The sequence below is a fragment of the Winogradskyella sp. genome, from assembly GCF_028282165.1.
Taxonomy (GTDB): Bacteria; Bacteroidota; Bacteroidia; order Flavobacteriales; family Flavobacteriaceae; genus Winogradskyella.
On the sequence record NZ_JANQIM010000034.1, the window covers coordinates 1 to 25,523 of the forward strand.

Annotated in this window: 21 protein-coding genes; 2 read left to right on the top strand and 19 right to left on the bottom strand. The window is 35.1% G+C overall.

The genetic code is table 11. The features are described from left to right. Nucleotides 1–78: 78 nt before the first annotated feature. The 5 genes from Q0972_RS13945 to Q0972_RS13965 all read right to left on the bottom strand — a co-directional run bounded on the left by Q0972_RS13945 (nucleotide 79) and on the right by Q0972_RS13965 (nucleotide 4,961). Nucleotides 79–981: a geranylgeranylglycerol-phosphate geranylgeranyltransferase gene (locus tag Q0972_RS13945; RefSeq protein WP_299366593.1), complete on the bottom strand. Its 903-nt coding sequence runs from the start codon at nucleotides 979–981 to the stop codon at nucleotides 79–81. A 66-nt stretch (nucleotides 982–1,047) separates the two neighbouring features. Beyond that, complete coding sequence (locus Q0972_RS13950) at nucleotides 1,048–1,977, bottom strand: mevalonate kinase (protein ID WP_299366595.1); 930 nt, start codon at nucleotides 1,975–1,977, stop codon at nucleotides 1,048–1,050. A gap of 77 nt (nucleotides 1,978–2,054) precedes the next feature. Then, nucleotides 2,055–3,164 (bottom strand): diphosphomevalonate decarboxylase, encoded by a 1,110-nt coding sequence (locus Q0972_RS13955; RefSeq protein ID WP_299366597.1) that lies wholly within the window; start codon nucleotides 3,162–3,164, stop codon nucleotides 2,055–2,057. Nucleotides 3,165–3,210: 46 nt separating this feature from the next. Continuing rightward, on the bottom strand, nucleotides 3,211–3,747 hold the full coding sequence (locus Q0972_RS13960) for a DUF1697 domain-containing protein (protein ID WP_299366599.1): 537 nt from the start codon (nucleotides 3,745–3,747) through the stop codon (nucleotides 3,211–3,213). Beyond that, the gene (locus tag Q0972_RS13965) at nucleotides 3,747–4,961 is read right to left on the bottom strand and encodes an NAD(P)/FAD-dependent oxidoreductase (protein ID WP_299366601.1); all 1,215 of its coding nucleotides are present in this window, start codon (nucleotides 4,959–4,961) and stop codon (nucleotides 3,747–3,749) included. The genes Q0972_RS13960 and Q0972_RS13965 overlap by 1 nt, the downstream gene beginning before the upstream one ends. Nucleotides 4,962–4,989: 28 nt before the next feature. On the opposite strand from Q0972_RS13965, the gene Q0972_RS13970 reads away from it, so the two are divergent. Then, nucleotides 4,990–5,841 carry a hypothetical protein gene (locus Q0972_RS13970; protein WP_299366602.1) on the top strand — a complete coding sequence of 284 codons (852 nt, stop codon included), beginning with the start codon at nucleotides 4,990–4,992 and terminating at the stop codon, nucleotides 5,839–5,841. On the opposite strand, the gene ppk1 is transcribed toward Q0972_RS13970, so the two are convergent. The 10 genes from ppk1 to Q0972_RS14020 form a co-directional block, all read right to left on the bottom strand. Next, complete coding sequence (gene ppk1 / locus Q0972_RS13975; RefSeq protein WP_299366604.1) at nucleotides 5,828–7,864, bottom strand: polyphosphate kinase 1; 2,037 nt, start codon at nucleotides 7,862–7,864, stop codon at nucleotides 5,828–5,830. The two genes, Q0972_RS13970 and ppk1, sit on opposite strands and share 14 nt — an antisense overlap. An 82-nt stretch (nucleotides 7,865–7,946) precedes the next feature. Next, on the bottom strand, nucleotides 7,947–8,774 hold the full coding sequence (locus Q0972_RS13980) for a DUF4249 domain-containing protein (protein ID WP_299366606.1): 828 nt from the start codon (nucleotides 8,772–8,774) through the stop codon (nucleotides 7,947–7,949). A 4-nt stretch (nucleotides 8,775–8,778) separates the two neighbouring features. After that, nucleotides 8,779–11,148, bottom strand: coding sequence for a TonB-dependent receptor (locus Q0972_RS13985; protein ID WP_299366608.1), 2,370 nt, complete (start codon nucleotides 11,146–11,148; stop codon nucleotides 8,779–8,781). A 60-nt stretch (nucleotides 11,149–11,208) separates the two neighbouring features. Then, nucleotides 11,209–11,958: an isoprenylcysteine carboxylmethyltransferase family protein gene (locus Q0972_RS13990; protein WP_299366609.1), complete on the bottom strand. Its 750-nt coding sequence runs from the start codon at nucleotides 11,956–11,958 to the stop codon at nucleotides 11,209–11,211. 4 nt (nucleotides 11,959–11,962) lie between these two features. After that, nucleotides 11,963–12,157: a hypothetical protein gene (locus Q0972_RS13995; protein WP_299366611.1), complete on the bottom strand. Its 195-nt coding sequence runs from the start codon at nucleotides 12,155–12,157 to the stop codon at nucleotides 11,963–11,965. A gap of 237 nt (nucleotides 12,158–12,394) precedes the next feature. Continuing rightward, on the bottom strand, nucleotides 12,395–13,408 hold the full coding sequence (locus tag Q0972_RS14000; RefSeq protein ID WP_299366613.1) for an AraC family transcriptional regulator: 1,014 nt from the start codon (nucleotides 13,406–13,408) through the stop codon (nucleotides 12,395–12,397). An 88-nt stretch (nucleotides 13,409–13,496) separates the two neighbouring features. Continuing rightward, entirely contained in the window at nucleotides 13,497–17,171 is a 3,675-nt protein-coding gene (locus Q0972_RS14005) for a metallophosphoesterase (protein WP_299366615.1), read from the bottom strand. Between the two features lie 72 nt (nucleotides 17,172–17,243). Continuing rightward, complete coding sequence (locus tag Q0972_RS14010; protein ID WP_299366617.1) at nucleotides 17,244–18,152, bottom strand: helix-turn-helix domain-containing protein; 909 nt, start codon at nucleotides 18,150–18,152, stop codon at nucleotides 17,244–17,246. A gap of 66 nt (nucleotides 18,153–18,218) precedes the next feature. Further along, the gene (locus tag Q0972_RS14015; protein WP_299366618.1) at nucleotides 18,219–19,031 is read right to left on the bottom strand and encodes an SDR family oxidoreductase; all 813 of its coding nucleotides are present in this window, start codon (nucleotides 19,029–19,031) and stop codon (nucleotides 18,219–18,221) included. A 31-nt stretch (nucleotides 19,032–19,062) separates the two neighbouring features. After that, nucleotides 19,063–19,842 carry an SDR family oxidoreductase gene (locus Q0972_RS14020; protein ID WP_299366620.1) on the bottom strand — a complete coding sequence of 260 codons (780 nt, stop codon included), beginning with the start codon at nucleotides 19,840–19,842 and terminating at the stop codon, nucleotides 19,063–19,065. A 224-nt stretch (nucleotides 19,843–20,066) separates the two neighbouring features. On the opposite strand from Q0972_RS14020, the gene Q0972_RS14025 reads away from it, so the two are divergent. Further along, the gene (locus Q0972_RS14025) at nucleotides 20,067–21,893 is read left to right on the top strand and encodes a pyruvate kinase (RefSeq protein WP_299366622.1); all 1,827 of its coding nucleotides are present in this window, start codon (nucleotides 20,067–20,069) and stop codon (nucleotides 21,891–21,893) included. Here the strand turns inward: Q0972_RS14025 and Q0972_RS14030 are convergent. From Q0972_RS14030 to Q0972_RS14045, 4 genes are read right to left on the bottom strand one after another with little or no spacing between them, the layout of a single operon-like run. Next, complete coding sequence (locus Q0972_RS14030) at nucleotides 21,890–22,831, bottom strand: L-histidine N(alpha)-methyltransferase (RefSeq protein ID WP_299366624.1); 942 nt, start codon at nucleotides 22,829–22,831, stop codon at nucleotides 21,890–21,892. The genes Q0972_RS14025 and Q0972_RS14030 overlap by 4 nt on opposite strands. A gap of 1 nt (nucleotide 22,832) precedes the next feature. Continuing rightward, nucleotides 22,833–23,999, bottom strand: coding sequence for an ergothioneine biosynthesis protein EgtB (gene egtB / locus Q0972_RS14035; RefSeq protein WP_367182405.1), 1,167 nt, complete (start codon nucleotides 23,997–23,999; stop codon nucleotides 22,833–22,835). A 2-nt stretch (nucleotides 24,000–24,001) separates the two neighbouring features. Further along, the gene (locus Q0972_RS14040) at nucleotides 24,002–25,225 is read right to left on the bottom strand and encodes a bifunctional alpha/beta hydrolase/OsmC family protein (RefSeq protein ID WP_299366626.1); all 1,224 of its coding nucleotides are present in this window, start codon (nucleotides 25,223–25,225) and stop codon (nucleotides 24,002–24,004) included. Between the two features lie 10 nt (nucleotides 25,226–25,235). Then, nucleotides 25,236–25,517: a DUF427 domain-containing protein gene (locus Q0972_RS14045; protein WP_299366628.1), complete on the bottom strand. Its 282-nt coding sequence runs from the start codon at nucleotides 25,515–25,517 to the stop codon at nucleotides 25,236–25,238. Nucleotides 25,518–25,523: the final 6 nt, after the last annotated feature.

Here is a 25,523-nt window from a genome sequence, read left to right on the forward strand (position 1 = left end):
AATTTTGTTTAAAGTAGCTTCTTTGTCTAACCAGACTGGCGCAATTTGTGCCATAGCTATTTTTAAGTTTGTATTCATTTATAAGCGGTTTAATACAACTGATACATCAATTAGTAAAATGGAAAACACACCAGCCACTATAATAAACTTCAAAATATTATGAAGTAAGAGATAATGTGGTTTCTTGTTGGATTTCCAGACTATAAGTAGAAAAAGTACAAGCAACATTACACTTAGATAAAAGAAATAATACATATGCCCTATTTTGAAAAACAAAATCAAAATTATTCCCGTCGCAATAGTAAGAATAGCTAATATAGTAAGCATTAGCTTTGAGGTTTTTTCACCGTATACTACAGGAACAGTCTTATAATCTAGTGCTAAATCCCCTTTTAAATTCTCTAAATCCTTGGTCAATTCGCGCATAGAGACCAATAAAAATAAAAATATAGCGTGTGCGAAAATCACAAGTTCAAAATTTCTGTAGTAAATAAAGATGGCAAAAAAAGGAGTGATGGTTAAAATTGCAGATATTAGGTTGCCCGTCATTGGCTGTTTTTTTAATTTATGCGAATAGAACCATATGGCAAATATATAGGCTGCAAAAAACATTACGGCTCTAAAGGACACATAGCTTGCACAAACGACAGCCAAAAAATTGAGCACAAAATAAAATGACAACTTGGTATTTTGACTTACCAAACGATCTAACATAGTCTTTCTAGGTCTGTTGATAAGGTCTTTTTCAGAGTCGTAAAAATTATTAATAATGTAACCTGCGGCTATAGTGGCTGAAGACGCCAAAACCAACATGAGTAAATTGATGTCAAAAAGCACAGTACCTAAAGGCTTATCTGGTGCAAAGATGTAAATGGATGCTAAGTACATAGCTACAACAATGACTAAAACATTGTAACCACGAACTACAGAAAACATACTGAAAAATTTGAGTAAAATATGTTTCTGCCGTCTTGAAAGCATAGCTATAAATTAAAAAACCTCACAAGTTTCTAGAACCCGTGAGGTTTAAATGTAATATTTTTAGAATTAAAAATTGTAAACAACCTCTAATTTCTGTCCTTTGAGAGCTTCTTTGGCTTTCTCAATATCTTCGGTAAAACCTAATATATAGCCTCCACCTCCAGAACCACAGAGCTTCAAATAATAGTCATTAGTTTCAATACCTTTTTTCCAAAGCTCATGAAATTGCTTTGGTATCATCGGCTTAAAATTGTTCAACACTACTTTAGATAATTGCTTGGTGTTTCTAAACAACGATTTTATATCCCCTTTTAAGAAATCCTCAACACAGGCATCGGTATGTTTGATGAATTGTTCTTTCAACATACTTCTAAACCCTTCATTTTTCATGTTTTCCATAAAAATGCTCACCATTGGTGCCGTTTCACCAACAATGCCACTATCCAATAAAAACACGGCGCCTTTTCCTTCTGTTTTTTGGGACGGAATTCCAGTAGCTTCAATATTATCCTTAGAATTAATTAATATTGGAAGACTTAAATAACTGTTCAATGGGTCTAAACCAGATGATTTGCCGTGAAAAAATGATTCCATCTCAGCAAATATAGCTTTCAACTTTAAAAGCTTTTCCCTAGTTAAATTTTCTAATACCGTAATCTTATCTGAAGCGTATTTATCATAAATAGCCGCAACTAAAGCACCACTGCTTCCTACACCATAACCTTGGGGGATAGAGGAATCGAAGTACATCCCAGAAGTTACATCATTTTTTAGCTTCTCAATGTCAAAAGACACTAAACTTTTATCTAGATTTTCTAAATACGTTGCAAAACGCTTTAAGCTTTCATTAGATTTAATAGCGTCATATGATGGGTTTTCATCGACCTTTAAAGCACCATTATAAAAATTGTAAGGAATGGACAATCCCTTAGAATCCTTAATGATTCCGTATTCACCAAAGAGTAAAATTTTTGAATAAAAAAGTGGTCCTTTCATTTTGTGTTGGGCAAATTTCTTGAGCAAATATAAGGATTATAATCCTACACAGCTTATAATCAAAACCTAAGACGACGTTAATTTTTCATTAATTGTGCACCTTTACCTACATAATCGGTTATGTATTTCTTGTTTTGGCAATAGTCTGCTAATTCATTTTTAATAAATCGCAGCACGCTGTCTTTTTCATTTTCTGGGTATAATACATGTACATTTGCACCAGCATCTAGCGTAAAACAGACATGAGAATCGGTAGATTCTCTATAGGCCCAAATCTTGTTGATAATTTCTAGTGTTTTTGGTTTCATTAAAATAAAGTAAGGCATGCTGGTCATCATCATGGCATGTAGCGTTAAGGCTTCACTTTCAACAATTTTTACAAAACTGTCTAAATCGCCCGAAGCAAAAACCGCTTTTAGTCTTGCCAAATTGTGATGCGCTTGTTTAAATCGCTCCGTTGCAAAAGGGTGACCATGCATTAATTGATGTCCAACTGTACTGCTCACTTGCTTTTCTCCTTTATCGACCAAAAGAATCGTATCCTGATAATTTTTAAAGTTGGGATGTACTTCGCCATCAAACTTTATTCCATATAAATTCGAACTTTCAGTACTCTCATTTTGTCCCCAAACCACTAATTCACCTTCAATACTTCTGCACGCACTTCCCGAGCCTAATCGGGCTAGAAATGATGCTTTTTTATTGAAATAATCTTGAGATTCTTCGTCCTGACGCTTGCCGTCAGGACTCTGAATGACAGATAGTTTCTCCTCAATACTCATTAGACACAAAGCGAGTGCACTCATGCCTGATGCGGATGAAGCAATTCCTGAACTGTGTGGAAACGTATTGGAGGTCTCAATAGTAAAATGGTAATCCTTAAGAAAAGGCATGTAGGTTTCAATACGCTCAAAAAATGTCTGGATTTTTGGTTTGAAAGCTTCATTTTTTTCACCTTCAAAAATTACATCAAAACTAAAACCATCGTCTTCTTTTTTAGTGTAAGTGACCTCAGTAATGGTTTTACAATTTGAAAGTGTAAAACTTATTGAGGGATTTTCCGGGATTTGATGTTGGCGTTTTCCCCAATACTTTACTAGAGCGATATTACTTGGCGAAGACCATTTCACCTTGCCTTTTTCAATATTAGAATTATAGGATTCAAGAATAAAATCTTGTGCTGTCATATAAGTAAATTTCTGATGCAAAAATAACGAAATTCGATGGCTTGATTTAGTTTTCTAAAGACATGTCTAACAACTTTACCATCGTCTTGAAGTTTCTTGATGTGGCATTAACATTTAATTTCTTTTCAAAAAAATTAAGATTGAATTTTGCATTACCATAACCATTGGCGCAATAAAAATACAAACCGTCATTGAGGATAGCATATTCTTCATTCTCATAGGTTTTCTTGTAAGCTTCCTTAACTAAATCCTGATTAGGAATATCTGATAGTATAGCAAAATAGCTATTTGTTTTTTTCTCTTGCTGAAAAGGACAATCGTTAAATATCTTAAGTAGTTGATCTCTTGTTCTTACCAAAACTGGGACCTCAAAACCGAAATGGTGTAAAATTGATGCCTTTATGGTTTCTTCCAAAACTCTTGAATCATCTATTGCAGATTGAAAAACTATATTACCACTCTGAATATAGGTTTTTAAATGCTCTAGTCCAGATTTGGATAGTAATTCCCTGAGTTCGGCCATAGGTACTTTTTTATGTCCGCCAACATTAATGCCTCTCAATAATGCAATGTAAGTTTTCATTATTTAGTAATTGATTGTGATACGATGTAAGCTCCTGTCCAAGCATTCTGAAAGTTAAAACCGCCTGTAACGGCATCGACATTAATAACTTCACCTGCAAAAAATAGATTCGAAACAATTTTACTTTCAAAAGTTTTAAAGCTAATATCCTTTAAATCTACGCCTCCAGCCGTGACAAACTCTTCCTTGAATGTGCTCTTTCCCGTAACCTTAAAAACCGAAGCTGTTAATTGTTTTGACAGTTCAATCAGTTGTTCCTTGTTTATATCTGCCCAACGTTGAGCCTCTCCAATTTTTGAAGCTAAAACCAACTGTTTCCAAAGACGTTTTGGTAAACCATATTGGGTAAAACTAACTACTTGTTTTTTTGCTAATTTATGTTTTAAATCTTTAAGTGTATTGATACATACTTCCATATCTTGCTTAATAAAATTAACCTCAATCTCAAAGTTATAATGACGCTTAGCCAACTCAATAGCACCAAATGCAGATAGTTTTAAAATTGCTGGTGCACTCATACCCACGTGAGTAACCAGTAATGGCCCTTCTGACACTAAATCCGTTCCCAAAACCTTAACTTCTACATCTTTAGCTACTACACCAGGAATATCTTTTATGCGTTTATCGTTGATATCGAATGTAAAAAGTGAAGGCACAGCTGGAACAATCGTGTGACCTAAACTTTTAAGCAGATTCCAAATTTTGGGATTGCTTCCTGTAGCTACCACAAGCTTATCACATTCTAAATGCCCTTGGGACGTTTCTACAGAAAACCCGTTCCCTTTCGGGTTAATCAATTTGACAACATAATTATACAATACCTCTACATTATACTTTTTAGCTTCCTGTAAAAAACAATCTATAATCGTTTGTGAGGTATTAGACTCTGGAAACATTCTGCCATCTTCTTCAATCTTAAGTGCCACTCCTCGTTCTTCAAACCAAGCAATGGTGTCACCTGTCATAAAAGTGTGAAAAGGCCCTAATAGTTCTTTTTCGCCTCTCGGATAATTTTTAACCAGTTCTGATGGGACAAATTCTGCATGTGTAACATTGCACCGTCCTCCTCCAGAAATCCTCACCTTCTGTAACCCTTCCTTTCCGCGTTCTAAGATAGCAACAGATAATTTGGGATGTCGTTCGGCGATGTTAATGGCTGCAAAAAAACCAGCAGCTCCGCCTCCAATAATTATAATATCTTTACGTTTACTCAATGTTGTGAATTGAAAACCTAAAATTACAATGTTAAAGCCCAAAAGACTAATATTTCTTTTACTTCTTAGTACGAGTTGTAATACCGGAAACCTAAAAACCCTAATGGATTTACCATTTGATCTCAATGAAGTTTCTGGCATCGCCATCGACAAATCCAATAAGGTGATTTGGATGGTAAACGACAGCGGAAACAAACCACTCCTTTTTGGTATTGATGGTTCTGGTAAAATTTCAAAAACCATAAAAATAGAAGCAAAGAATAAAGACTGGGAAGATCTTACCATGGATCCAAGCGGCAATCTTTACATCGGCGATTTTGGAAATAACGCCAACGCTAGCAAAACACTATCCATACTAAAAATTGCAGCTGATTCTCTAAAAAACAACCCAAAGACTGTGGTTCCGGAGGTAATTCGTTTTAAGTATCCCGATCAAAAGAAATTTCCACCTAAGAAAAGTAAACGTCATTTTGATTGTGAAGCGTTTTTCTACTACCAGGATAATTTATACTTATTTACCAAAAGTCGTTCGCCAAAGCAAAAAGGAAAGACCAATCTTTACACTTTACCAACAAAAAAAGGTAATTATGAAGCGACGTATATAAGCACATTCAACACTTGTGAGGAATCTAGATGCTGGGTCACTTCGGCAGACATAAATGCTAAAGGCGATAAAATGGCGATTCTTACGGAAAATTCGGTTTTTGTATTTTCAAACCTCAACACCAGTGATTTTTTTAAGTCTGATTACAAACGCTATACGTTCGCTTACGATTCCCAAAAAGAAAGCGTTACGTTTAAGAACGATAGTATACTATATATAGCTGATGAATATCTCGGTGTTAGTGGTGGCAACCTTTATAGCTTTAAGATAGATTAAGGGGTTCTTTTTTAATCAACTGTAATTCCCCTAAATATTCTTTAAAATCCAATTGAGAATTTATTCTAGACTTACCGTCTTTTTGATATTCATTAGATTGGTTCTCATCAATTATTCTTGCCTTGGTATTATCGTACCACTGTAGATTAATACAGGTATCTATGATCTTTTTTAGCTTATGGGCTTTAATTGGCACCAAAACCTCTACACGCCGTTCTAAATTGCGCTCCATACAATCTGCCGATCCAATAAACATGTCATTTGTTCCATTATTTCCAAATACATAGACTCTAGCATGCTCTAAGTATTTACCGACTATGCTAATCACTTTTATATTTTCACTCAGCCCTTCAACACCTGGTTTTAAACAACAAATACCTCTTACCAATAATTGCACCTTAACACCTGCTTTGGAAGCTTCATAAAGTTTATCTATAATGCCTTTATCCTCTAAGCTGTTCATCTTAAAAAACAAAAAACCGTTTCCACCTTTTTCAGTAATTTGTATTTCATTATCAATTCTTTGATAAAGTTCATTTCTTGTAGAAAAAGGTGACATCCAGATTGTCTTGGGCAAAGGCTTATAAGTAGTATCCAACAAAAACTTAAAGACTTCATCTAAATCCTTAGTGATATTTTGATCAGTAGTAAGCAGTGCAAAATCGGAGTATATTTTTGCACTTTTCTCGTTAAAGTTTCCTGTACCAATATAGGCTACATCTTTGCTAGTAGTTTTAATTAATAAAATTTTTGAATGTACTTTTAAATCGGGCATACTATAAAGCACTTTAGCACCCATTTGCTGAAGCTTTTCTCCCCAATCAATATTATTCTCTTCATCAAAACGTGCCTTGGCTTCTATAAATACAGTCACCTTTTTATTATTCGCCAAGCATTTAAGCAAATTATGCGCTACTAATGAGGTCTTGGACACTCTATACAACGTTATAAATACAGAATGAACATCAGTTCTTTGAGAGGCCTCCTCTATAAGCCGTATCACAGGATCGTACTTTTGATAGGGTAATGATAATAAATGGTCTTCTTCAACGATACTATCAATAACACTATCAACGTTGTGTAGTACATGATGTGGAATCTGATCCTCATTTGTATTACCTCCTATTCTCTGTTGAATGTTTGGAAATTGAAAAAAATCGCTGAAGTTATGATAACGTGCGCCTGGCATTAAATCGGTTTTCTTCAAATTCAATAGTTCTCTTAAACGCTTAATGAATTTTTTTGGCATTTTACTATCGTACAATATACGTGTAGGAATGCCAAGGTCACGATCTTTAAGGCTCTTCTTTATAAGATTAATAAGTTCGCCATCTTCCTCTTCGTAATACAGCTCACCATCTCTAGTAATCTTAATGCTGTACAGGTCTTTCCCATTATAACCTGGCAATAAGTAACCAATATTATCTCTGATTATTTCATCAAGAAAAGTAATATGTTGTCGCTTTGCCTGTTTCGGAAATTCAACAAATCGGTTACAAGAATCCGTCGGAATATAGATTAACAAGGCCTTATCTACCGTATTAACAAAAAAGTATAGGCTTTTATCCTTAATAAAATCGAAATTAGTCTCTTTTGCCAAATCATAGATTTTAACATAAGGTCTTATCTCTGAAAGAAAAATGTTCTTGGAATATTCCTTTTCGTCGGTATTATAATCAACAGCTTCTATTAGTGATACGCCTTCTTCATTTAACTCCTTTAAAAGCTTATTTCTATAGATATGTCCAAAACGCTCTTGAAGTTTATCTACCTTAGCTTGAATAAGTTTTATGATTTTTTTGGGTTTCTCCTTGAATCGAATCGACGAGTCTTTCTGAAGCTTTCTAAACTCCCTTAATTTTGAAACTCTTACTCTATAAAACTCATCGAGATTGGAAGAAAAAATCGCCAAAAAGTTTAATCGTTCATTGAGTGTATTGCTTTTATCTTCAGCTTCTTGAAGCACTCTCTCATTAAAGGAAAGCCAGCTTAAATCCCTGTTGAAGTAATCTTTTTTTGCCATAACAACAAAAATAGATTTTCCATTTAGCCAAGGTGTTAATCAAATATTATAGGTAGGTTAAGAATAAGGAATTCTAAAACATCTATTGAATCGTATAAGTTGCTCTCACTACTTCACCCAACCTAAAATAACCTAAAACTTCTTCATCTGGATTATTCTGATTAAAGCAATTTCCGCTTAATTGTACCGGCGTGGTTTGAAATGGGCCATCATTTTCACCAGATTGCTCAATGAGAATATCGATGTAATTATAGTATGCTTCAGAAATACCATAAATACTTATATCTACTGTTGCCTCGGGACTTAATTCCTCATTGTCAAATTCAATAAAATTCTCATTCCCATCCGTAAACTGATCGCTCAAAGCTGATAACGTGAGTAAAGGATTCACCGAAGAATTAAATTCACCCAAATAGTAGTTTTCAGTATTTGCAGGGTCGTCAAAAAATACTTTAATCTGAATTTCTTCTTCGTCACCATCACCTTCAATGGTTTGTTCAATACCATTAATCTCTGTAACCGACATTAAGGTTTCTGTTGCGATATAGGTTTCACCATTGTATAAGATTTCCAAGGTATAAGATTCGTCAATCTCAGGCACAAAATCTGTTGTTAAATAATCCCCATTATTTTGGTCTTCAAATACAAATTGCATTCCATCATCATTCTTTATCACAATTACTGAAGCTCCAATAACAGGCACCTCTGGATTATTGTCAAAGAAAGCTGTAGACTCACTTAACTTAATGATTTGTGTTTGTCCCGAAGTACCTTTTTCCCAATTGATGGAAGCCTCTACCACTAATCTAGCACTACCATTCGGGACATCCACATCTACCGTATCTGTACACGAGTTTAAAAAACCAATCAATATAAAAACTAAGGTTATGTATTTATGTATTTTTTTCATTGTTTTAAAATTTAAAATTATAAGAAATTGAAGGTATGATTCCGAAAATAGCAGTGCGTGTAGCTTCGTTTACACCAGTGTCTACATTTTGTCCAAATGTTATAGACGCTGCATTTCTACGATTATAAATATTATAAATACCAAACACCCATTCGCCTTGCCATTTTCGGTCTTTATTTTTCCAAGGGGTTAATGTTGCTGAAATATCTAATCTGTGATATGCTGGTAATCGGTCAGCATTACGTTCAGAAAAGGTTGGAATAGACAATCCATTGTACTGAAATTGTCCATTGGGATAAGTCACTGGCCGTCCTGTTTGAAAAACGAAATTACTACCAAAGCGCCATTTATCATTAAGTTTATAAGTTCCAGTAAAAGATATATCGTGGGTTCTATCCCAAGGTGTACTGTACCAGTTGCCATTATTAATACCAAGACCTCCGGCTGCACCTCCAGGTGTTCTCTGTTCAGACTTTGAAAGTGTATAGGCCAACCATCCTGTAAATTTGCCCTTGTTTTTACGAAGTAATAATTCCAATCCATAAGCTCTAGACTCGCCTATGAGGATTTCAGTCTCGATGGTGTTTTGGGCAATGAGATCAGCACCATCAATATAATCGACACGATTATCAATGGTTTTGTAATATGTCTCAGCTTCTATAGAAAACATGTTGTCTCTAAAATTCCTGAAATAACCTATAGCAAATTGATTGGCAATCTGAGGTTTTAAAAACTTGCCACTTGGTGCCCATACATCCAACGGTGTTGCTGAAATCGTATTAGAAATCAGGTGTAAGTATTGTGCAATACGATTGTAACTTGCCTTAATTGATGATTTTTCGTTTAATTGATAAGACAAAGCCAATCGTGGCTCTAAATTTCCGAAGTCCGCAATGCTCTTTCCGCTACCATATTCGGTCTCCCCAATTGGATCGGCACGCTCGTAAATATCTAATTGCGAATTGTAAACTACGGGTTGCCCATTTTCGTAATCGTTAAGTGTTTGTTTTCCTAATCGGTTAAAATAGCTGTAACGCAATCCGTATTGAGCCGTGAGCTTATCTGAAATCTTATGTTCCAAGCCAGCATAGATACCTGCTTCAAAAGCAAATTTATTGTCTAGTTTTAAGGGGTTAATACCTGAAGTTTCATCAAGTGGATTTAACTCTCCAGGATTGAAATTGTAATAAATACCACTTGCACCAAAATCAAATTTAAATTTATCATTCAAATAATATCCTAAATCATACTTTAGGTTATAATTATCAATATCTGACGTCCAATCAATACCTTGTGAATTAATCTCAAGCGCATAGTTATAACGACTGTAGATTAAAGACAGATTAGAAAACAACTTATCATTGAAAATATGGTTCCAACGTAGGTTTCCTGAAAGATTTCCGTAAGAATTTGTAAAGAAATTGGATAACTCAAAATTATCATTCCCAAAATACCCTGAAAGGTAGAGTTTGTTTTTATCATTTACCTGATAATTTGTCTTAAGGTTTAAATCGTAAAAGCCTGCACGATTTTCATTACCAACCAAAGCTAAAAATATATTGGCGTAAGAAGTACGACCTGCTAAAAGAAACGAACCTTTATCCTTAAAGGTAGGACCTTCCACAGCTAATCTACTAGATATAGCTCCGATTCCACCAGAGAGTTTAAAATCTTTACTGTTTCCATCTTTTTGCCTTATATCTAAAACCGATGAAGCTCGACCACCAAAACGTGATGGTATACCACCTTTGTATAATTTAATGTCTTTAATAGCATCTGTATTAAATACCGAAAAGAAGCCAAATAAATGAGCTGCATTATAAATAATCGCCTCATCCAATAACACTAAATTTTGATCTTCAGCACCACCACGAACATTAAAACCAGAAGCACCTTCGCCAGCATTAGAAACACCTGGTAACAGCTGCAAGGACTTAATGACGTCGACTTCGCCCATAACTGCTGGTATCTGTTTAATGGTTTGACTTGATAGTTTGGCAACACTCATTTGTGGCGTACGTAGGTTAACTTTTTTTGATTCTTCTGCTGTAATAACAACTTCATCCAATTGCCCTGTATCTTCTGCAAGTTCTGCGTTAAACTTTACATTTTTATCAAGAACAATAGGGTGCTCGATGGTTTTATAACCTAAATACGAAATCATCAAGGTATAATCACCCTTGGGTGCGGTTAACGAATAAAAACCATATTCGTTGGTAGTGGCCCCTATGGTGGTCCCTTTTAAAAAAATTGTAGCTCCTAAAAGGGTTTCCCCATTTGCTTGGTCCTTTAGTGTACCACTTATGGTAAATTTATCTTGGGAGAAACTTAAATAAGTAGTTAATAAAGTTATCAAAATCAGTGTTTTATTCATAGAAAATCTATTAGTCAATTATATTAGAAAATGGTTTTTTTTTGATAATAAATAGTGTTATCAATTAGCTTCATTTAGCATATTTTGCTTTTTCATTATTTTTAAAATAAAATAGATGATTGTCGCCGCAATAGCTGCATAGAACCAAAATTTTGCTTCGGATTCAAAAGGTTCTTTCTGACAGAGTCTACAAACCACATCAAACATCCAAAAGAGCAAAAAAATTGCGCAAAAACCATTCTTTTCTTTTTTCAATACTTTTTTAATACTGAATGGATATTTGGGATTCTTATAGTATTTGAAGGTTGGAATAATTGTTGGTACTGTTTCTGCCCAATCTGAATAAAGTCGTCCAAATTTTGCACGAAGAAAACTCTCTTCTGCATACATAATACGCACATAATAAGAGACATAAAACAACACAAAAGCGATAATAAACCAAAAATTTTCTGTAAGCATTGCCACACCCAACCACATAAAAAAGTTGCCCAGATATAATGGATGACGCACAATTGAATACATGCCTGTTGTATTGAGCTCATCAGCGATTTGTCCATCTTTTGTATTTCTTCCAGATGTATTTTTAGGTGTGTGACCAACCGTAATAATTCGAATTGTCAATCCTACTAAACTGACACAAAGTGATAGAAATTCGAAACTTTCTGCGAGCCAAGTATTGGGCTCTTCAATTTCATTATACTCTTTATGGATAAAAACTAACAGTCCTATTCCTAAAGCTATTAATGGCAGATAACTTCTATTTTTAAATAAAAAATCACCTTGTACTTTTAGTTCTTCTTGTAGTGCCATAATTTTAAAATCTATATGTAAAATCGAGTGTTGGCGTATTTTCTGGAAGACGGGAGATGATATTTTCTATTGCAGTAATAGGATCAAAAAAATCTTCCTCTCCATCAACTACACAGCTAAAAAGAAAAAAGAGAATAATTAAAATGAGATTAAAAATCAATAGATTCCTTGGTGTAATGTATGACTTGAATTTCTCCATTTTTAATGGTATAAAGCTTAATTTCAAATCAAAAGTAGAAGAGCAAATAGTTCCTTAAAAATAAACTAGGTTCAGGATACGCATTCTGAACATTTTTTAAAAAAAAGATGTTTTACTTACTGATTTTCAATATTTTAAATAAAAATCTGAATTAAGATTTAAAACGTTCAGAATACGTATTTTGAACGTTTTACTATAGTTGCCATAAAAAAAGAATTGATGGTTGGTAAAATAACCTCAGATAAGTTGTTTTTTATACGCACTTGGTGTAACTCCTGTCAATTTTTTAAACGTAGTATTGAAAGAAGATTTTGAACTAAAGCCCACCTCATTAGCGATGCCCAGCAGAGTGTAGTTTTTGTAGGTCTCGTTTTTTAAACACTCTATAAACTCTTCAACCCTATATTGATTTAATAAATCCTGAAATCCAATTTTTAAATGAACGTTTAAAATCTCTGATAAATGTTGCCTTGGAATGTTCATTTTCTCTGCGACATCATTAACCGTTATCTTATTATTTTTGAAAAGCTTTTCTTCCTCCATCAAACGGAATAAATGAGCCTTATAGTTATCAATATTATTTCCATTTAAACTAGACGTTTTATATTTAGAATCGTTAGACTTTGGAAGGACTTCTTTAGGAGCAATAATAAGCTTATAAAGTACATAATAGAATAAGAAAACTGCTGCTATAATAGTCCCGTAGCTATCTAAAAAGTACGGTGACTCTGTTGAGTTGGTAATTAAAAAGGCTAATTCATCTATGGTAAAAATTATAGTCAATGGAATAATAAATACCAATAGCCACTTTTCCTTTTTCTTTGTTATGATATTGTGTATTGCATAACCAAGCATGGCTAAAAAGGATAGCTCTGTAATTACATGAGCAATTTTAAAAATCAACCCTTTTTCAATTGTATAATAGATGTCTATAGTTTGGTAAATAACAGTTACAACATATGGTACAAAAAACCACAAATCCTTATTGTTAAACTCACTTTTACCAGACTTATAATAACGAACAAACAAAAAGAAGAACGTAATGATCAAAGTATCATGAAAAAGAAACCAGTCAACATTATTTACAAATAAGTTGTAATCGTCATCACCAATTGCGTATAATATTACAGATAAAATACATCCTAGCAATAGCCAAAAATTAACCTTTTTATATTCTCTCTTGCGCTGAAATAGGACGATTAATAAAAAGACACCTTGTAACAAGGCAATTATTTGAATGGTTCTTAACATAACAACAGAAGTAGAAAATGATGCTAACGCAGAATAACAGGTCAGTATTGCATAACATTTCTATAGTTTATCCTAAAAACATAAACATTTAAAAACCAAAGCCCAATTGAAACGCCAGACGTAAATCATCACTGCTATTAAAAACAGAAATATTGGCCGTCATCATTTGTGCCATATTAACAAAGAAACCTCCGCCAACAGAATTGTTCCACTTATCGGAATTATCATTCTCTATCCAAACGCGCCCATAGTCTACACCACCATAAACACCAATATGAATTGGAAGCAATCCCGTTTTTAGCCTACCAAAATTCCAACGTACATCGGTAGATTGCGAAAAAGCCGATTTCCCAGTAAAACGTTGAAATCTATACCCTCTTAGACCTGTTCTTGCCCCTAAGGTTGCGCCTTGATAAAACTCAAAATCGTCGCCTAAATTTACGTGACCTCTTAGATTCGTAGCTAAAACCAATTGACCACTAGAAACTAATTTATAATTAAAGCCCAATTCTGGAATGATATAACCAAAACCTTTCTCTGTATCAACATTGTTTCTATAACCTACATGCAAGGTTGTTTGAAATCCTAAGGTTGGAAATGCGTCATCGTCCTTATTTACAAATTGGTACTTAGCATCTACACCATAAAAATCTTGCATATCAAAAACGGCATCATCAGCTGGTAAGGTTCCAATAAATCGTCCTTCTGTTCGTTCTACCTCATTACTTTCGTACGTAATCCCAAACTTTAAAACACCGCCCATTTTTCCGCGCCAAACTACGGATGGTGTAAATCTTAATGTCCTTATTTTAACCCTATTAAAATCCCTATCTACATCTAGGCCATCGTCCTCATCTGCTTCAGGATTTGGAGTTTCGTTACCAAAACCAAAAAAGTTAACCGCAAAATTAGGACTGTTAAAGTGTGCTTCTATCCCAAAATTGACATTTGGTAAGATATTGGCAAATTCTCCATTGTAATTAAAGTCGAAACCACTTGTTGCAAAATAATAGGACGCAGATATCTTGTGTTGAGATGTGAAAGGATTACGCTCAAACCCATAGTTTGTCAACACAGCATTGGCTCCTATTCTCAATCCATCATCCGGATTGGCTCCAAAACTAGGTAATATCTGAGTTGTATTATTTTTTAGCTTCTTATAATTATACACATTGGTTTTGTAACTATCCGAGAATTTTTTATGCCCTTTTTTTGTGACTACAGTACTATTTTTGGACTTGTAGTCATAATACGTAACACGTTTACCATTTTTTATACTGTAGGTATCATTATTTTGCCCACCGACTAATCTCACTTTTATCAATTGGTCTCCCTCACCATAGACCTCAAACATGTCATCGTCGTCTAAGGCGTAAATCCAGATTTCTTTTGTATCGTCATGGTTATAGGTTCGCTGATGAAAGATGTCTTTTTTCTTACCACCTTTAATTCTGTAAGCAGTGACTTTCGTTTTGCCATTAGGCAAACGTTCTACATCAAACCAATCGTCTTTATTGGTTCCCTTTATTACGGCAAATCTATTGATGAGCGCAAAATAACGATCAGAGATTTTCTGAAGATTGGAACACCTGGCTTTTAAGGTTCTTTTAATATCTTCTACTGTTTCATCTCTAATCTCTTCAGGTATATTCTGAAATGCTTTTTCAATGACATTATCTGTAATATTTTCTTGTATGTGTTTTACCTCAGCATCCCAAACGGCTTTTCCCGATTGCGCAATAATTTCCATATCTAAAGGATATGGCTCAACATTGACACCTTTTACATCTTCAAGATCGTCTGAATATTTACGCAGTAAGCGAGCTGTTGGAATTAATTTTACAGCAGTTCCCAATAAAAAGCCGTCAGACATTCTAGAAAATGCTTGATCTCGATCTCTGGGCATTGGTCGATATACCTTTTTACCATTTTCCTTAAACTCTATCCATCGCCACTGATCTTGGTGTCTATCCCAATCTCCAATAAGCATATCGAATAATCTTGCTTTTATATATGCAGCTTCATCAACAACTATATCTTCATCCTTATGGATTTTCTCCATCATGTCATTAGTACTTATCAATTTGTTTTGATATCCAAAACTAGCTTGATCGCTATGACCCTCTGATGTATGTTCTTCAATCATATAAAGCTCGTCTCCAAAGTCGTCATTATACTTTCCCAAGGTTTCTTGTTTGGGCACATAATAGAGCACTGGGTTGGTATGATAAACGCCTACAGCGTCAGCTAAATCTCCAACTACAAACGGCGCATAAGGATGTGCTCCTGTAAATACATCTAAAATAAGGTCTTCGGTTTCGGTGTCATCAAACTGTCCTTCTATGTATTGATCTTTAAAAATTACGGCCTGTAAATATTGTAAAGCTTGCTTTCTAAGGGCTCGCATAACATATTGTGCACCATTTTTATCTTCGAGACGCAATGATTTTGATTGATTACCGCCGCCTTTTCTCACCGGTTTTAAACCCCCAAATAAGGTATCTAACAAAACATTTGGTGCTTTTACCGGTGTGCTATAATATTTTCTAAAACGATCTCCCCATAAAAACTTACCAAAACCGCTTATGTCAGTCTCTTCCTCGCTATATATAGATGCCGAAGTGTATGGTAAGTCGGTTTTAAAATCGCTTTTGGTATTGCCTTTGTACTCTGAAAATACCTCTGTTTGAAATACGTCTTTATCATCCTTAGCCGAGTAAAAGGATAGGTGGGAAGAACCATCTTTGTACACTACCAGCTTGGCATAACCTTCAGCACCATAACCAAACTTACCGCCTCCTGTATTTCTTACGGCTGTTATTTTTGAACCAGAACCTGATACAATTTGGTGCAAATTATCTTGTACAATATATTGTAAATTATGGTCGTGTCCGGAGACAAATACTACCTTATCATTGGCTTGAGCCAGAGTAACGATATGTCTTTTTAATTCGTTATATCTTGGATTTTGAAGATCTACATTGGCTACACCACTGGTTTTTCTAATCAAGTTTTTTAGTGTTCCTAATATTGGCACAGGCTTCATATGACTACCAAATGAGTATTGACCTCCGTGCGAACCATTGGTATACATCGGATGGTGAATTGCAACTATAGTTGTCTTTCCTCTTGCTTTTTTGATAAGACTATCAAATTCATCTAAAAAATCTGATATGGTTTTAATGTCGCAATCATCGTTAATGGTTGGATGCTTATCCCAATTGGTAACATACCAATGGGAATCAACAAGTATTAATTCTATGTCGTCAGCAACATGAATTTTATCAATAGGACAACCATCTTCTGGTAAAAACGTATTCTTTCCTAAAGCCTCTTCTACAAGCTTCTCTTGTCGTTTTAGACCTTTTACACCAGAATACCAATCATGATTACCTGGAATAAAAATAGCTTCACCTTTAAAGCCTTTTACCGCATCTATTTGCACCTGTAACCTATGCTTGGCCAATTCATACTCGCTTGATGATTTTTCTGGCAGGCCCTTTTCGTAAATATTATCACCTAAAAAAATCGCCGTACTGTTTTTTGAAGCTTTTTCAAGTTCCTTACCAAATGCCTGTATGGCTTTATCTGTTTGTCCAAGTTGAGAGTTTCCTGCATCGCCGATAAGATAAAATGTATGCTTAACTTCTTTTTGAGGTGGTGCTTGCTGCTTATGTTCTTTATCATATTGCACCTTATACGTGGCACATGAATTTATGAATAAAAGAAAGGCAATAAATAAGAAGGCGTTTTTAAACTTCATTTGTCAGTTAGTTAAATAGCAAATAAAGTTACAGTTTTTATCTTATGCCGCAAAAAGTAAAAACCCTCTTAGCTAATTAGATAATCTGTATTTTGCTGGGCTTATTCCGGTTTGTTTTTTAAAGAGTTTACTAAAGTGTTGTGGGTAATCAAAACCTAAATCATATGCAATCTCGCTGATCGATTCTGTACTACCCAATAGTTTATTTTTGGCTTTATTGACCACAAAGGCATAAATATGAGCTTTGGCACTTTTGCCAGTTTCTTTCTTTAACAAGTCGCTCAGATAATTAGACGACATATTGAGTTGTTCACCACAATACTTTACCGAAGGTAACCCTAATTCGGTAGGCTTTTCTGAATTAAAATAGCCCTTTAAAAAAGTTTCAAACTCTGAGACATGGTCTTGATGTAAATTAGTCCTTACATAAAACTGCCGATCATAAAAGCGATTGCAATAATCCAAAATTAATTCTATAGTTGAGATAATCAGTTTCTGGCTGTGCTTATCGATATTCTGATTGATTTCTGTTTCTATCTTTTTTACCAAATCAGTTAAGGTGATCTTTTCATTATCAGAGAGATGCAAAGCCTCATGAACTTCATAATCAAAGAAGTTATATTGATTTATTGTTTTACCCAATACAGATTTACGAATTAGATCTGGATGAAAAGCCAGCATCCAGCCTTTGGCATCAGCGGAGATGGTTTTTTCCTCGACAGACAATACCTGATTAGGTTTAGAAAATACCATTGTTCCATCTGTAAAATCATAGCTATTACGACCATATCCCATTGAGCCTTCTATACCATCCTTTAATGAAATGGCAAACAATTCCGTATTGTATTTCACTCCTAAATACTTACTAAAATCCGGCATGTCTTTGGCCCAAACTACATTCACTAATGGATGTTTAGATGTAGGAAAACCAAAAGCTTTACTCGCTTCGTTTATTGATTTTATATGAATAATTTCGCTCATCAAATAGTTCTTTTTCAAAATAAAACAGGCAAAAGACTTGCAATTGCCTGTTTTGGTATTAGTTTACTAGTTTAAACTGAAACGCTCTTTAGTCATTTGCAAATATTCGCTATCAGACATGGTGTTTCTGGCTTGCATCATTTGCTCAGCATCTTCACCAACCAAATATCTCAATTTGTCTCCGTGTATAGCCTCATCAATTACTTGTGCTACTTTACTTGCTGGACTTGCATTTCCGACCATTTCAGTCATAGCACCCATTAATGCACTAACTATACCTTGGTATTCCGTTAGGCTCTCATCATTGTTAAAGTCTAAAGAACGTCCTGCAAAATCCGTTGCGATAGCACCTGGTTCAACAATCCTTAGTTTAATACCTAGCGGTTCTAGTTCGTATTGTAAGCTTTCTGTAATACCCTCTACAGCCCACTTTGTGCCATGGTACATACTAAACATAGGGAGTGTTACTCTGCCTCCTATCGATGAAATATTCACTATAGTTCCTGATTTTTGCTTGCGCATAACTGGTAATACAGCTTGCGTGGTTGCTAGAAGCCCAAAAACATTTACTTCAAATTGTCTTCTTATTTTTTCCATAGGAATAGCTTCAAATGGTCCACCTGCACCGTAACCTGCATTGTTTACTAATACATCTATAGTTCCGAATTGTTCAACTGTAGCATTTATAGCACTTTCAATAGATGCGTCGTCAGTAACGTCTAAACGTGTCACCAAAACATTGCCTAATTCTGATAATTCAGATCCATCACTAGTATTTCGCATAGTCGCTACTACATTCCAACCTTTTTCCTGAAAATGCTTAGCCGTAGCTTTTCCTATGCCCGAACTTGCTCCTGTAATTAAAATTGTTTTGCCCATTTTTTATGTTTTTTATTGATTATTAAGATAATTAATTTATCTCTTGCATTTGTCTAATTTGCTTAAGCAATATCTTTTTTGGTGTAAAAGGAATGGCTTTCATCATAAGATTTTGTCCAAATGTTAACCCAGAAACCACATCCAACTTCCCTTTTAACATTGCATTATAACCATCTTCGGCTACGGACCGGGCCGTAACTGTTTTCTCGAATATTCCTGTCTCATCCATCCCAGAAGTTTTGGCGAATTCCGTTTCCGTAGCTCCAGGCATTAAATTGGTGACCGTTACATTAGTATCGCTCAATTCTTCAGCAACGGCATTACTTAAGAATGTAACATAAGATTTAGTGGCAAAGTAAATGGCTTGTAAAGGCCCCGGAATAAAACTTGCTGTGGAAGATGTATTCAATATGCTTCCACTATTGCGCTTTATCATTTCCGGAAGAAATAAATACATTAATTCTGTTAATGCCACCATATTAAGATTAATCATCTGCTGCTGGCGTTCCCAAGACAATTCATGAAATTTTCCTCGCAATCCAAAACCTGCATTGTTAATTAAATAGTCTACTTTAATATTTAACTTGCTGACTTCGTTATACAATTCTCTTGCAGAGCCTAGTTTGCTTAAATCCTTTGCAACGGCAAACACCTTTACATCAAATTTCTCTTCGAGCTCAGTTTTAAGCGCTTCTAACTTTTCTTGTCGTCTTGCTACAATTATGACATCTCCTCCTTTTTCGGCATGTATTCTTGCTAGTTCTCTTCCTATGCCACTTGAAGCTCCAGTTATTAATGCTGTAGTTTTCATTCTTTTATCTATTAGTTTTACGATACAAAAGTACTTTTAGAGCAAATCATTAACTTATACATTTTACAGAAGCTTGTATATATTTTACAGTATTCGGAAAATAGATTTAAAATATAACCCTTTTAGTTTACCACTAAGACTATTTATAATACAATTTAACTTATAGATAATATACATCATCGCTAAAGCATTTAAATTTAGACACTCTTTATTTGCGTATACTAATGACAAAAACCAACATTAAAAAAATCGATTTAATCATTACCCAACTCATCTCCATTTTGGAAGCCATGGAGTCTGAGGGAGCGAATTTTGAAAATAATTTAGGTGCCATCCACCCCGATTATCAAAAAAGTGCCAGAAATTTAGCTCACTATCAAACCTTTAGAAAGTATGATTTAAGAAGTACGCAAAAAAAATTACGCAATCTTGGAATTACGCGTTTTGGAAATGCCGAAGCACATATAAAAGCCAGTTTACTAAAAGCCCTAAAACTACTTTATAGTTTAAAACAAGAAGAACCAAATGCCTTGGGCAAAGCAGGACTTTCTATGAAAAACGGAAAACGCTTGCTCAATAAACACACCAAGGAACTGCTTGGCTATCGCTCTAAAGGAAGGCGTGTGCGCATTATGGTCACTTTGCCAACACAAGCCGCTTTTGATTACGAGATGGTATACAATATGGTAAAACAGGGCATGAATTGTGCTCGAATTAATTGTGCTCATGATGATACATATATTTGGGAAAATATTATCAAAAACGTAAGAAAGGCTTCTAAACAGCAAGCCAAAAAAGTAAAAATTGCAATGGATCTTGCTGGGCCAAAAATAAGAACTGGCGCCATTGTTCCTGGCCCACAAGTACGCAAGTTTAGTCCAGAGCGCGATGACATAGGCAATATTATCAACCCCGCCAAAATAGTTTTGGTAGATATTCTAGAAGAGGATTCTGAAAAAGACTGCTTACCTATATCAAAATCTGGACGCTCTAACTTAAAAGTTGGTGAACACTACAACTTCACAGATACAAGAGATAAGTCACGTAGTATAAAGATTATTGAACTCTTAGAAGATTGTGCCATAGCACATTGTTATGAAACGTCTTATTTGGCCTCTGGTATGGTTTTAACTGCTTCAAATAATGAGGAAAAATCATTAATAGTTGGTGAATTACCCGCTATTGAACAGGCTTTAGTTTTAAAAGAAAATGATACGCTTATTATTACTAAAGAACCTCATTTAGGTAGTCCTGCCACATATGATGAAGATGGTAATACTATTGAACCAGCTAGGATTTCTTGCCAACTACCAAAACTATTTAGCTACATAAAAAAAGACGATCGGATTTTGTTTGATGATGGAAAAATAGAAGGTATAATCACATCCCTTGAAGCTGATTTGTTTAAGGTACGTATTACGCGTTCCAAACCCCAAGGTTCTAAATTAAAGGCCGAAAAGGGAATGAATTTCCCAGACACACAATTAGGCATTCACGGATTAACCGAAAAGGATAAAATAGATCTCGAATTTGTGGCACAGCATGCTGATATAGTTAACTTCTCCTTTGTTAATTCTCCGGAGGATGTCGAAGAATTACTTGACGAACTTAAGCGTCTCAATGCCATCAATAAATTGAGTATTATTCTAAAAATTGAAACGCGCACAGCTTTCTATAATTTGCCTAATATTTTGTTGAGTGCCATGAAGGTAAAGCATATAGGTGTGATGATTGCTCGTGGTGACCTGGCAGTAGAAACTGGCTGGAATAGCATCGGAAAGATTCAGGAGGAAATCCTATCCATATGTGCTGCGGCACACATTCCTGTGGTTTGGGCAACCCAAGTGCTTGAAAACTTTGCAAAAAAAGGGATTCCTTCCCGTTCAGAAATCACGGATGCCACTAATTCAATTAAAGCCGAATGTGTTATGCTGAATAAAGGGCCTTATATTTTAGAGGTCCTCAACTTGCTGAATGTAATCCTCAGCGATATGGAATCACTTCACGAAAAAAACGAAAACATGTTGCCAAAACTTCAGACTTCAAACTAAACTTTCTCCCAAAGGCTATCGGCAAAATAGTGCTTACAGTCCAAAAAGTTATTTATCGTTTTGTAGTTCGATGCTAATGCCAACTCATCTATTTGCTGCAAACTGTATTTTTTAGAAAGCTCTGTCCAGATCAATTCATTATAGCGAAAACTGACCGAAGTGTTCAACTTCTTCAATACAACGTCTTGTTGCCTTAAACTAACAATATAACTTCTTACTTCACCCGTTAATGGGTTATAGTGACAATAAAAATCGAAATCGTCAATTTTAAAATCGGCATCTAACTCTCGGTTGATTCTTAAAAGCAAGTTTAAATTAAACCGTTTTGTGATTCCATGTTTATCGTAATACGCATTGTGAATGGTAATAGGATTCTTCTTTAAATCGAAGCCAACAAGAAGCTTATCGCCTTGTTTCATGTTCTCATTAAAAAGTTTCAGTAATTCAATCGCCTTATCTTCTTGATAGTTGCCGATATTACTCCCTAAAAACAAGAGCAAGCTCGGAAAATCACTTTTTTTATTTTGCTTTAAAATCTTGAAATAATCACCCACCTTAGGTTTTATATGAATACTTGGTAAACGTTCCTTAAGTCGCTTTGTTAAAGCATCTATAGCCTCTTTTGAGATATCTATTGGCACATAATTGAAATCAATGTTGTTTTTGGATAAATACTCTAACAACTTAAATGTCTTAAAGCCATCACCAGCTCCTAACTCTACGATATTGAAAGGTTGAGAAAAATGCAAAGCGTTTACTATTTGCTTGGATTGCATGGATAAGATTTCGAACTCGGCATCTGTAAGGTAGTATTCTGGCATATTCATAATCTCCTGAAAGATGCGACTACCATTATCATCGTAAAAATATTTTGAGGACAGGTATTTGTTTTTGGCCGACAAGCCTTTGAGCACGTCTTGTGCAAATGTGTCTATCATACTATTTTGCGAGTCTTATTCCTGAAAATTGCCATCTGTTGTCTGGCGCAAAAAAGTTTCTATAGGTGGGTCTGCAATGCCCTGTGGGTGATGCAACAGAAGCGCCACGCATTACCATAGTATTGACCATAAATTTGCCGTTGTATTCGCCAATAGCACCTTCGGCCTTGGTATAATTAGGATAGGGTAAATAGGCACTATTGGTCCATTCCCAAAGCTGACCGTAATCCAAATATTGAGAAGCAATTTCCCATTCAAACTCTGTAGGAAGACGCATTCCTTTCCATTGAGAATAGGCGAATGCTTCATAAAAAGAAATATGACTTACAGGAAGACGCGCTTCAATCTCTTTAAAGCCATTAAGAGTATATTGCATCCATTTATTATTTACTTTATGCCAATACATAGGTACGCTTATAGCATTGTTTTTAATCCAATCCCATCCATCGGCGTGCCATAAGTTGAAGTCATCATAACCACCAGTTTCAATAAACTCTATAAACTCCGAGTTGGTAACCAATCGGTTTGAAATTTCAAACTCATGAAGATATACTTTATGGTTTCCTAATTCATTATCCCAACAAAAGCAATCTTCTTTATGACCTATGTTATAAACTCCTTCATCTATTTTGATGAATCTTTGGCTTTGATTTTCGGGATGAAGCTTTACTTCAAAATCTAGGGTTGGAAATGAAACTTGATGTCCAAGTATATATTTAATATCGTAAATCAACAATTCTTGGTGCTGTTGCTCGTGCTGTAACCCTATTTCTATAACATCACAAACCTGCTTTGCGACTTCACCTTCTAAAAATTGAGCCATATTTTCATTAACGTGAGCTCTGTAGCTTAAGACCTCTTCTAGAGTTGGCCTGGTCATTAAACCGCGGTTAGCTCTTATAACGCGTTCCCCCACATTATTGTAATAACTATTAAAATAATATGCGAAATCTGTATTGTAAACCTTATAATCTGGTTTGCTCTTAGTTAATACAAACTCTTCAAAAAACCATGTTGTATGTGCCAAATGCCACTTTGGTGGTGATACAAAATCTATGGGTTGCACAGATACATCTTCTGACTGCAATGATTGACAAATTTGTTCGGTGCGATTTCTAATATTTAGAAACCTTTCAGCTGTGATTGGGTTAGATAAAGCGATTTGCACTATTATTCTTGTATTATTTGTGTTTCAAAGACCACTTCGCTTTCTAGTGTTCTATGTACTGGACAACGCGAAGCTATTTCTTTAAGCCTGTCTTTTTGTATAGCATCTAAGTTACCAACAAATTTTAGTTTTTTGCTAATATGATCTAAGTATTTTGGCTTATCTACATTTACTTTTAAATCATCGCTATGTCTTCTAGAGTGTGAAATGTAAACAAAAACTTCTCTTAAGTCCCATTGTTTGCGTTCTGCATACATCTTTAAGGTCATTACCGTACAAGCTGCTAATCCAGCATTGAGATACTCGTAAGGTGAAGGGCCAAAATCATTACCTCCTATGTCTACAGGTTCGTCTGCAATGAATGTATGATTCTTTGTTTGTATAGAAGTCGTAAAATTATCCTCAACTATATTTAAATGACCAACTAACTGCTCTCCTTCTGTACTCAACATTTTATTTTCAACCTTAGGAAAATAACGTTTAGCCCAAGTCCCTATAATTTCACCAACATACTGACTGTCTTTTTCTTGTGTTAGTAAATGATCTGCATTATCTAACGTAATAAAACTCTTTGGGTGAAATGCCGTTTTATACAATTGTTCCGCATTTTCAATACCTACAATTTTATCAAAAGGCGAATGCATGATAAGTAATGGCTTTCTTAAGTTTTTTACTATTGCGGGCAAGTCTGTTTTATCAAACTCTTCCACAAAATCCTTATTAATCTTAAAAGGCCGTCCGCCAATATTTACTTCTGCCTCACCCTTTTTCTCGATTTCGTCAATGCCATGAGAAAACAAGTGCTTAACATGAGTCACTGTTGCCGGAGCACCAACTGTGGCTACCGCTTTTACGGTATCTAATTTTGACGCTGCTACGAGTACGGCCGCACCACCTAAAGAATGCCCCACTAATAAACTTGGTGCCTCATAATGCTCTGTTATGTAAGCATGTACATCTAATAAATCATCTATGTTGGCGGAAAAGTGACTATCTGCAAATTCGCCTTCGCTTCGTCCCAAACCAGTAAAATCGAAACGGACTACTGCAAAACCGTCTTGTGTAAGTGACCTGCTGACATGTCGTACCGCACTTAAGCTACTACTACATGTAAAACAATGGGCAAAAATGGCATAGTAATTAGGTTTTTGATTCGCTGGTAATTCGAGTTGCGCATTAAGGGTTAAGCCTTTTCGGTTGGTTATTTTTAGTTTGGTACTTTTCATTTTTTAAGTTTTAATTTTCCACTTGTACACCGCGCCAAAAAGCAACATGGTTATTTATTTCTTTTGCCAGCTCTGAAGCTTCGGGATAGTACCATGCAGCATCAGTATTTTGCTGCCCATCGACTTCAATTGTGTAGTAGGATGCCGTTCCCTTCCAAGGACAAACTGTATGTGTTTTGCTTGGTTTAAAAAACTCTTTTTTAATACTTTCATGAGGAAAATAGTGGTTTCCTTCAATGACAACCGTGTCATTACTTTCTGCAATAACTTTATTGTTCCAAATCGCTTTCATATATAA